Genomic DNA, 9772 nt, shown 5'->3' with positions numbered 1-9772 from the left:
AAAATTTGGCCAAAATTTGCTAAATTTTGGCGCTTCCGTGGAAACTTGGGTTAAGTGATAAAAAGGTTCAGCCACAGGCTCTATCGCCTTATCTCTTGTCATCCTATTTAAAATTCACTTCAAAAATTTCTCAAAGTCTTCAGATAATGGTCCAAATTCTTCAACTAAATTTATTCACTAACTGCAATCTGACTGCATTATTTAAGCAAAAACATAAACAAGAAAACCGAACCCCGAAACCACCGCCTTTATTAAGAATTTTAACCGAACCTTAGCATCTCATTTTATTTAACTCTTACCTAGCCTAACGTTATTTTCCATCCATCGACAATTAACCACAGAAGCTTCCTCCATTCCTCCATAATCAACCGGTTCAAGTTGTAATTTTGTCAAAGAAACCATCTCACAGCCCACTTAAGCCTTTTAACCGACAAAATAATACCGTTTACCGAAAAAATACTGAATCGTCCCTCTTTCAATGTCTAATAATAATTCATTTATACAATTAATGTTAATCTGTGAACTCTAAAGATAAGTTAGACAACTTTCTCTCAAATAATCAAAAGAACTAAACCATCAATGAAGAATCCTAATCATTTTATCAATATTATGAGGAGATTATGCTCGAAACAGATATTCTGATTGTAGGAGCAGGGATCGTGGGATTAAGTCTTGCGCGTGAACTGACTCGAAAATTTTCCAACCTAAAAATAACTATAGTTGAGAAAGAAAGTGAAGTAGCTTTCCATGCCAGTGGACGCAACAGCGGAGTTTTGCATGCAGGTTTTTACTATGACGCTAATACCCTAAAAGCAAAATTTACTGTTAAAGGAAACAAGGCATTAACTGAGTACTGTCTAGAAAATAATATTCCTATCAATCAATGTGGAAAAGTCGTTGTTGCTGTCGATGAAAAGGAGTTAGATGGTATATATGAGTTAAAGCGTCGCGGGGATACAAATGGAGTACTGCTTGAAATTATTGATGAAAAAGAGTTAAACGAAATTGAGCCCAACGCTAAAACCTGTACAAAAGCATTGTTTTCGCCCACAACATCGACAGTTAATCCAAAGTTGGTTTGCAAGCATATTGCCTCTAATTTTCCTAAAAATGTCCGAATTCTATTTAATAGAATTTTTCTAAAAGTAAAGAACAAACAAGTTACCACCAATAAGGAAAAGATTAAGTTTAAGTACCTATATAATGCAGCAGGACTCTATGCAGACAAAATTGCCCATTCATTTGGGATTGGGCAACAATATACAGTTTTACCATTCAAAGGAATCTATTTAGCCTACAATGATGACGACCTCATTAAAAGACATATCTACCCTGTTCCAAATTTAAAAAACCCCTTTCTCGGAGTTCACTTTACTAAAACAGTGAACAACCATGTCAAAATAGGACCCACAGCCATACCAGCATTTTGGCGAGAAAATTATACCATAAAAGAAAGATTCAATCTCAGCGAATTTCTTGAAATTATTGCCTGTCAATCCAAGCTATTCATATCTAATAGCTTCAATTTCAGGTCTCTAGCCCTTAGTGAAATTAAGAAATACGATCGCAACTTTTTTATAAATGAAGCCAAAAAACTTGTTAAGCAGTTAGATGTGAATAATTTCGGAAATTATTTACAACCAGGGATCAGGGCTCAACTTTTAAATAAACAAACTAACCAGCTTGTCATGGATTTTGTAGTGGAACACGCAGAAAATTCAACTCATGTTCTAAACTCCGTATCACCAGCTTTTACAACAGCCTTTGCCTTTGCCGAATTTGTCATTAAAGAATCCGAACATAATTTTAATTAGGTTTCAGATATTTAATTCCAAAACAAGTTTAAAAGATGTTACTGCAAAAACCAAAAAACTGATTTTTTTACAAAATTCTTAGCGCATAACTGTTGGAAAACATTGAACATTGAACAAAGTCTGCAAAAATGTAGTTTTTGCAGGCGCATCTTAAAAGTCGGTTGGGGGTTAGTCGAAATAAAATTTAGGACAAACATTAACTAAAAGGAGGCAGAAGTGGTCAAAAAAATTCTGTTTGCATTTATTGCACTAACTTTGGTACTAAGTTTTGATGTAAAACCTTCTCAAGCTGGTCGACAGAGCCTGATCATAGCTACAGCTAGTACAGGCGGCACTTACTATCCGGTTGGAGTAGCTATCGGAACACTTGTTAGCATCAAACTTGCTAAAAAATATAAAATTACAGCTACCGCCATCAACTCGGCAGGATCAGGTGAGAATGTCCAGATGCTAAAGAATAACGAAGCCCAGCTTGCAATTCTGCAGGCCCTTTTTGGTTCCATGGCCTATAACGGCGAAGGCTTATATAAAGGGAATCCTATTAAAGACTTTCGCTCAATTACTATGTTGTGGGAAAATGTAGAGCACTTTGTTCTTTTAAAAAAATACGTCAAATCTGGAAATTTATATGACCTAAAAGGACTTGGTCAAAAATTTTCTATCGGCAAAAGAGGTAGCGGTACAGAGGGCTCAGGGAGAACTATATTCAAAGCATTGGGAATCGAAATAGGAAAAGATCTTATCCCTGAATATTTAGGCTACAATCCTTCTGCACAAGCCATGATGGATGGAAGAATCGCAGGCGCCAATATTCCTGCTGGACCTCCTGTCTCAGCCGTTACTCAATTATACGCACAATTAGGCGAAAAAAAGATAAAAGTGCTTGAATTTACTGACGAACAATTGGAAAAAGTGCGTAAAATTTATCCAATATGGAACAGATATGTAATCAAAAAGGGAACCTACCCAAGTCAATCAGAAGATATTCATACTATAGCCCAACCTAACTTTTTGGCAGTTAGGCCTGACGTTCCCGAAGAGACAGTTTATTTAATCACCAAAACTATATATGAAAACCTTCCTTTTCTACACAACATCCACAAAGCCACTAAGGCCATGAGTCTTGAAAAGGCGGTGAGAGGTCTGCCAGTCCCTTTACATCCTGGGGCTGCAAGATATTATAAAGAAAAGGGGATAAAAATTCCTGATTACTTGTTAAAGGCCGAATAATAGTGGTGAGGGCGGGCAATCCCCGCCCTTAAATCTTAGAGGATTGCTTTTAATATTCAAATTTCTAGCTCTTATCTGTCGTAATGATTTCTTTTGTTTACCATCACAAGCATGTAGGGTCAGTTATATGATTAAGAAAAAAAACAAAACAAGTACTGTTCAAGACACTAGTGGAGAAGTAATCACTACTAAAAGGACTCTGGGCTCAACCACTTCAGCTCTTGTTTACTGGTTTTCCGTATTCACCTCCCTATTTCATCTCTGGATAAATACCATAGGCATCATGCCGGAAATTCAGAGAAATGCTGTGCATTACGGTCTCATCCTTTTCCTGGGTTTCATCATTTACCCCATGTTCCCTAAAAAAGCTCACAAGACATTTAAGTTTGATCTTCTGCTTGCTGTCATGTCTCTTGCCGTTGCCATATATCTTGTCCTCTTTGAAGACGCCCTGCACGCAAGAAATGAAGTACCAACTATAATTGATCTTATCTCTGCCGGAATAGCAATTATTTTGATGCTTGAAATAACAAGGAGAACTTCAGGTTGGTTAATACCTATACTCTCTATCTTTTTTCTAATGTATGCTCTTTTCCTTGGGCAATATTTTGAAGGACTGTGGAATTTTCCAGGTGTTACCTGGGAAAGATTCTTATATAGAATGTATTTTGCCCCTGATGGCATTTTTGGCACTATCGCTACTATCTCTTCAACATTTGTCTTTCTCTTTGTTTTATTTGGAGCCTTTCTCATCAAGTCAGGTGCGGGAGACTTTATCATCAAGCTAGCCGTGTCCTTGATGGGACGAACCATTGGTGGTCCTGCTAAAATGGCAGTTTTTGCAAGCGGCCTAATGGGAAGTGTTTCAGGAAGTGCAGTGGCCAATACAGTTGGAACCGGTTCCATTACTATACCCATGATGAAAAAAGTTGGATTTCCTGCTAAATTTGCAGCAGCTGTTGAAGCTGCAGCCTCCACTGGCGGCCAACTTATGCCTCCCATTATGGGCGCTGGCGCGTTTATCATGAGCCAATGGACTCAAATCTCTTATCTAAAAATCGTATCCGTCGCTTTTATTCCGGCAATCATGTACTTTCTAACCATCGCTTTTTTTATCCATTTAAGGGCCAAAAAAATTGGCTTGAAACCTTTAACAAAAGAAGAAATCCCCAAAGTCACTGAAGTACTCAGGCAAGGATGGAACTTCTTTATTCCTATCTTAGTCTTGATGGGCTTCTTAATGTATGGGTTTACCCCAACCTTTGCTGCCTGTGCTGGTATAGCTGCGATAGTTGTTTCTAGCTGGCTGAACAAACATACTAGGATGAGCTTCAAAGATATAGTCGACGCCCTTGCCTTGGGCGCTCAAAATATGGTTACTACCGGGGTTATTCTGCTATGTTCTGGAATCGTTATCGGTATAGTTCTTCTCGTAGGCATGGGAATCAAGTTCTCTATGCTTATATCTTCACTTGCCGGCGGAAGCCTCTTCATAACCATTATCTTAATTGCGCTGGCCTCATTAGTCTTAGGGATGGGTCTGCCGGTAACAGCATCATATATCGTACTTGCCGTATTAGCTGCGCCAGCAATGACCATGCTGGGCTCAAGTTTATTAGCAGCCCACATGTTAATCTTTTGGTATTCTCAGGACGCCAATGTAACTCCTCCGGTCTGTTTGGCGGCCTATTCAGCAGCGGGAATATCTGGCAGCAAGCCTCTGGAAACTGGTTTTGAAGCATGGAAACTAGCTAAGGGACTCTATATAATTCCATTACTCTTTGTTTATACTCCTATCCTCTTTGAAGGCTCTATCGTAATGGTTATTGAAACTGTAATTACATCCCTTATAGGGTTATTTTGCTTTGCCTTATTTTTTGAAGGCTATTTTGCTAAAAAACTAAACATTCTGGAAAGAGTTTTAAGCATTGTAGCATCGTTTTTGTTACTTTATCCAAATATCAAATTCCATGCAGGAGGATTAATATTATTTGTCTTAATTTTTGCCTTTCAAAAATTGGCTCAACAAAAAGTTCCTGAGCTTGATTCGCTTCCCTAGCAAGTACTAGTATATTAAAGAGAGAATTCGCAACTAAAAATAGGATAGACATACTACGTCCATGATTAACAACAAAAAAGCCGTGGTTAAACCCACGGCTTTTTTATTGTTAATCTACTGCCCACCTGTCGCAAAGATATGGCAAAATAAAATGTATTTTATTGATAAATTGTAAGAGAAATTGCTTCAAGACGTTTTTAAAATTTCGTGAGCCCACAGAGAGGCTTTGGTAAAACAAATGGCTGTCTCAGAAGGGTCAAGCCTCAAAACCTCGATTAGTTCAGCCACTTTTGGCCAATCACCTTTCTCCTGGGCCCGAGCCAAGTCCAACCATCTGTGACATGGATGTTCTTCATCAATCAGGCCTTTCTTAATCTCTTCATCTAAAGGCAACTCCTGCACTAGCTCAGTCATCGGCTGTTTCAAAAGTACATCTAAAAGAGATAAAAAACCCAATAAAAACATGGCCTCAGGCTCCAATTTACTCTGCCCTTTCAAGGCCAAAAGTTGCAAAAAACGCCCCCTTTGAGCAGAAAGAAGGACTACCTCTCTACCGCTTGGGCCGCTACTCATCTCAGACAAAATAACTACTCTCAACCACTTTAGTAATCTTTTTTTTCCCAGCAAAGTCATGGCCCTGGTTATGGATTCGATTTTATTGCTCAAGCCAAAGGCAGCAGAGTTTATGTACTTTAGAAGACGATAGGTCAGAGAAACATCTCTTTGCACAATCTCAGCCATTTCAGAAAACTCAAAGTCATCCCTGCTCAACTCCTTCAATAATCGTAGCTTGGTCAGTTCCTCAACTGACAATTTCTTCCCGGCAAGAACCTCTGGTCGGCTGAAAAAGAAACCTTGAAAGAGATCAAAGTTCAAACGCTTTGCCAACTTGAACATACGACCATCTTCCACCTTTTCCGCTAACATCAGACAGGAATACTTCTTTAAGCGAGCAGCCAGCTCCTCAAACTGAGCTCTGGTTAACTGCATCACATCCACCTTGACCACATCAGCTAACATTAGCAAAGGCTCATAGCCTGGCTGTCCAACAAAATCATCCAGAGCCAGTAAGTAACCAGCTTGCTTTAACCTTTTACATGCAGCGATTATTTCTGGTTCAGGCTTAACGGTCTCCAGGATTTCAATGACACTTGTCTCAGGGGGAAGGGCAAAAGCGAAGTCTTCGATAAGAAGTTTCTTGGGAAAATTGATCAGGCATTTTACATTTTCCGGCAGTCCAAATTTCGCCAAAGCAAACCCATCAGCAATAACCTTTTGTGTAGCTAACTCGCCGTCGACAATATTAGCCGTGTTCATTTCCTGGCTGTGTCTAAAGAGCAGTTCATAACCCCAAATATCTTGCTCTCGGTCAAATATGGGCTGCCTAGCCACAAAAATAGGTTCCCAAAAATCTTCTTTATTCATCTATGGTACCAACGCGGGCTGATTTAAGCCGGTTTGCGCATCAAATCCATACATAAGATTGGCATTGGCAATGGCCTGACCTGATGCTCCTCGACACAAATTATCTATGGCCGATACAATAATAAGCCTCTCTGTACGCTCATCTTTCACTAGCCCCAGGTCACAAAACATGGTCCCTCTGACATGGCGAGTCTCAGGCAAAATATTACGAGGAAGGATGCGTATCCAATTTTTATTTTTATAAAATCGCTTATAAATATTAATTATCTCATCAACGGAACTTTTTTTCTTTAAAGGAGCATAAACAGTTGTCAAAATCCCTCTGTTTATCGGCAGTAAATGCGTACTAAAAGAAACTAAAATTTTTTTTCCGCAGGCAAAGGTTAGCTCCTGTTCAATCTCAGGGGTATGTCTATGTTTACCCAAATTATAAGCTCGGAAATTATCATATACTTCACAAAAAAGAGTCCCTATTTTTGCCGACCGTCCTGCCCCCGATGCACCGGATTTACTGTCAATAATAATTTGGTCACTATCAATAAGTTCAAATTTAAGGGCCGGATATAACGCTAAAATTGCCGAAGTAGGGTAACATCCGGGGTTGGCTATAAGTCTGGCCCTTGCGATTTCTGACTCATATATTTCTGGAAGACCATAAACAGCCTCTTGTAAAAACTCTTCCTGAGTATGTTCCACATTATACCATGTAGCATAGACGTCCTTATCTTTTAGCCGGAAATCTGCACTTAAATCAACAACTTTAACGCCAAGCTTTAAAAACTCAGCTGCTATATTCATAGCCGTTCCATGCGGCACTGCCAGAAAAACCAAGTCGCAATCTCTGGCCATAAGTTCCGGATCCGGTATAGTAATAGGCAAAAGGCCCAAGCTTGTGCCCTCCAAAAAAGGATAAATCTCCTGCAAGGCCCTGCCCGCCTCCTGTCGCGAAGTAACCTGAACCAGTTCAAAATAAGGATGATACTGTAACAGGCGAACCAGTTCCATGCCTGTATAACCAGTTACCCCAACTATCCCAACAGCTATTTTTTCCATCTTTTCTATCCCGGTTAAAGTTTGAAAAGTAAAAAAAGAATTAAAGGCATAAGGCGCAAAAGAGTCTGTGACCAAACGCCATTTTGACTACCAGATTAGAAATCCTGGTTTCTTGAAAGCATTGCAAAGGGCTGGGTAACCCATCTTGACGAAGCTTGCGGATAAGCAGAGCATCGAGGTGACAAAGCTAAATATCTGGGACTATTTGCCATAACTATCAACAATAAACAGAATATTCATTTATCCTAAATGCCCCATTATGCTCTGCCCGCAAGCAAGCTATAGATGGGTCCAGACATTTGTACCAGTATGAAAGAAATCAGGATTGAAAAAATTACGAAAAATTATCCTCTGAGTAGGGTTTGGCCACAGACTCAAAAAAGACTTTCCAGCCAATTTACCTTATGTCTTGCGCCTTACGCCTTCGCTGAATCAGCTAGTTTACTTTGCCTTCTGCACAAACTTCATTCGTACTTCAAAGAGAACATCCTTAAGCAGTCGATCTTCTTGAGGAGTTAAATTGCCCCTGGTCTTTTCCTCAAGCATCGCCAAAACATCAATAGTATGCTTGGCCATGGCCAGGTTGACATTTACCTGTCCGGATTCCGGCTCAGGTACCTCTCCTAAATGCATAAGGGCTGACGAACTTAAAGAAAGAATAAAAGTGGTAAAATCCACCTTAGGCAAGTTCGTTGTCTCTTGCTTTGCTGCCTGTTCATAATCTTTGGCCATTTTCTTACGCTCTATTTTTTTAGCTTCACTTTCAGGAGGTACCTCCTGACTCTCATCATCAAACTTAATTCTACGGTCATTAACTTTTATCTTTTCACTTTCCTGACTCATAACAGCCCTCCTTCAATTGTGATTCTAATTCGGCAGATGCTTGATTAATCACAAATTGTGGTTTTTTTGCAGTTTAAAGTCTGAAATTGCATCAAGGCTAACGCTCCTCGCAATGACTTAGCTTCCACCCTTTAATTGCAAGTGCAGCGAAGCTGCCCGTGGCAATCTCACCTATCTATGAAAATCGCTGGCTCAAAATCTACTTTTATTCCAATATGTTTAATGTAAAACTCAATTAAAAATCGCTTAATTTAGGTTAATATAAATCAAAAAAACTTCTAGTGTCGACTTATTGCATACAACATAGTTAGGTCAGTTTGATTGAATTTCTACCAATGTATCATATTGATAATTTGCAACGACAATTCTTGTCAACAATTTATTATGCTTCATACTAAATATTTGCCTTTTCTTTAAAAGAATTGATGCAACAGCCATATCAAATGCGAATCCTACTGGCATAATACCATATAAATGAGAAAATGAATACATTACATCTTGTAGAGGTACCCAATAATCATACTCTTTATTTATACCACAAGAAGGACAACCAACTATTATTATTGAATTCTCTAAATCGTTCAATTTATTATTGAAACATTTTCCTACAACTATATCTTGGATATAAGCATAGCTTGAACGCATGTTTTTTTCTTGTGTTAAATAAAAAAATACCGCACCTTCACCAAGTGGAATATTATTTCGGGTTATATCTATTGTTTCAATATTCTTATGTACATTTTCTATACAAAATCTATAATAACAATAACCAAGCATTTCACAGTATTCATCAACTCCACCAAGCAGGACCCCATTGACTCTACCCTCTTCTAGCCAGGCCTTTGCTGTTATCAGGGCTGATTGAAAAGAAGTATCAAACTGACTCACAGTAATTGCCGGACCATTTAGACCCAAACTTATTGCAATATTAGTGGCGGCAATATTATGAACCGAATTTGAAAATGATGTGGGAGAGGCGCAGGTCACATCATAATCAAGAATAGAATCTAAAAAACTAAATGTAGTTTGAGCAGGACCATAACCAGTAGAAATTATAATGCCTATTCTATCTTTACTATCAATTTTTCCCGCATCTTGAAGGGCTAAAAATGCACCTAAAAGGGCCATCTGAGAAAAGTGATCTACTCTACGCAAGGACTTTTTGGATACGAACTTTTCAAGCGGAGCAGTGTCGGCAAGAAAAACAGGCAAGTTAACCACGCCCTTTTGAGTAGAAACCGGCAAATACTTGGGATGAACTTTTTGGGTACACAAGGCATCCACCAAGGCATCTACACCGCATCCAAATCCACCGACCAATCCTATCCCCTGAATAGCAATTCGCATA

General features: G+C 39.0%; 7 protein-coding genes. 3 read left to right on the top strand and 4 right to left on the bottom strand.

The features are described from left to right. The first annotated feature begins 620 nt into the window (after positions 1-620). From lhgO to AC3WVG_RS03875, 3 genes are all read left to right on the top strand, one after another. Positions 621-1814: an L-2-hydroxyglutarate oxidase gene (lhgO, locus tag AC3WVG_RS03885; protein ID WP_488796866.1), complete on the top strand. Its 1194-nt coding sequence runs from the start codon at positions 621-623 to the stop codon at positions 1812-1814. A gap of 216 nt (positions 1815-2030) precedes the next feature. Beyond that, entirely contained in the window at positions 2031-3044 is a 1014-nt protein-coding gene (locus AC3WVG_RS03880) for a TAXI family TRAP transporter solute-binding subunit (RefSeq protein ID WP_488796865.1), read from the top strand. Between the two features lie 127 nt (positions 3045-3171). After that, complete coding sequence (locus tag AC3WVG_RS03875) at positions 3172-5103, top strand: TRAP transporter permease (RefSeq protein ID WP_488796864.1); 1932 nt, start codon at positions 3172-3174, stop codon at positions 5101-5103. Between the two features lie 186 nt (positions 5104-5289). Here the strand turns inward: AC3WVG_RS03875 and AC3WVG_RS03870 are convergent, their stop codons facing one another. The 4 genes from AC3WVG_RS03870 to AC3WVG_RS03855 all read right to left on the bottom strand — a co-directional run bounded on the left by AC3WVG_RS03870 (position 5290) and on the right by AC3WVG_RS03855 (position 9771). Continuing rightward, on the bottom strand, positions 5290-6528 hold the full coding sequence (locus tag AC3WVG_RS03870) for an EAL and HDOD domain-containing protein (protein WP_488796863.1): 1239 nt from the start codon (positions 6526-6528) through the stop codon (positions 5290-5292). Next, positions 6529-7581 carry an N-acetyl-gamma-glutamyl-phosphate reductase gene (gene argC, locus AC3WVG_RS03865; protein ID WP_488796862.1) on the bottom strand — a complete coding sequence of 351 codons (1053 nt, stop codon included), beginning with the start codon at positions 7579-7581 and terminating at the stop codon, positions 6529-6531. Between the two features lie 441 nt (positions 7582-8022). Continuing rightward, entirely contained in the window at positions 8023-8424 is a 402-nt protein-coding gene (locus AC3WVG_RS03860; RefSeq protein WP_488796861.1) for a DUF1844 domain-containing protein, read from the bottom strand. A gap of 312 nt (positions 8425-8736) precedes the next feature. Then, complete coding sequence (locus tag AC3WVG_RS03855) at positions 8737-9771, bottom strand: beta-ketoacyl synthase N-terminal-like domain-containing protein (protein ID WP_488796860.1); 1035 nt, start codon at positions 9769-9771, stop codon at positions 8737-8739. Between the last annotated feature and the right edge of the window lies 1 nt (position 9772).

This window comes from Desulfovulcanus sp. (assembly GCF_982781345.1).
The sequence above is the reverse complement of the archived record's forward strand: the minus strand, read 5'-3'. Positions and strand labels throughout refer to the sequence as shown.

Excerpts from the sequence above, each read along its gene's own strand:
- lhgO (WP_488796866.1), top strand. The coding sequence starts at position 621 with ATGCTCGAAACAGATATTCTGATTGTAGGAGCAGGGATCGTGGGATTA.
- AC3WVG_RS03875 (WP_488796864.1), top strand. The coding sequence starts at position 3,172 with ATGATTAAGAAAAAAAACAAAACAAGTACTGTTCAAGACACTAGTGGA.
- AC3WVG_RS03870 (WP_488796863.1), bottom strand. The coding sequence starts at position 6,528 with ATGAATAAAGAAGATTTTTGGGAACCTATTTTTGTGGCTAGGCAGCCC.
- argC (WP_488796862.1), bottom strand. The coding sequence starts at position 7,581 with ATGGAAAAAATAGCTGTTGGGATAGTTGGGGTAACTGGTTATACAGGC.
- AC3WVG_RS03860 (WP_488796861.1), bottom strand. The coding sequence starts at position 8,424 with ATGAGTCAGGAAAGTGAAAAGATAAAAGTTAATGACCGTAGAATTAAG.
- AC3WVG_RS03855 (WP_488796860.1), bottom strand. The coding sequence starts at position 9,771 with ATGCGAATTGCTATTCAGGGGATAGGATTGGTCGGTGGATTTGGATGC.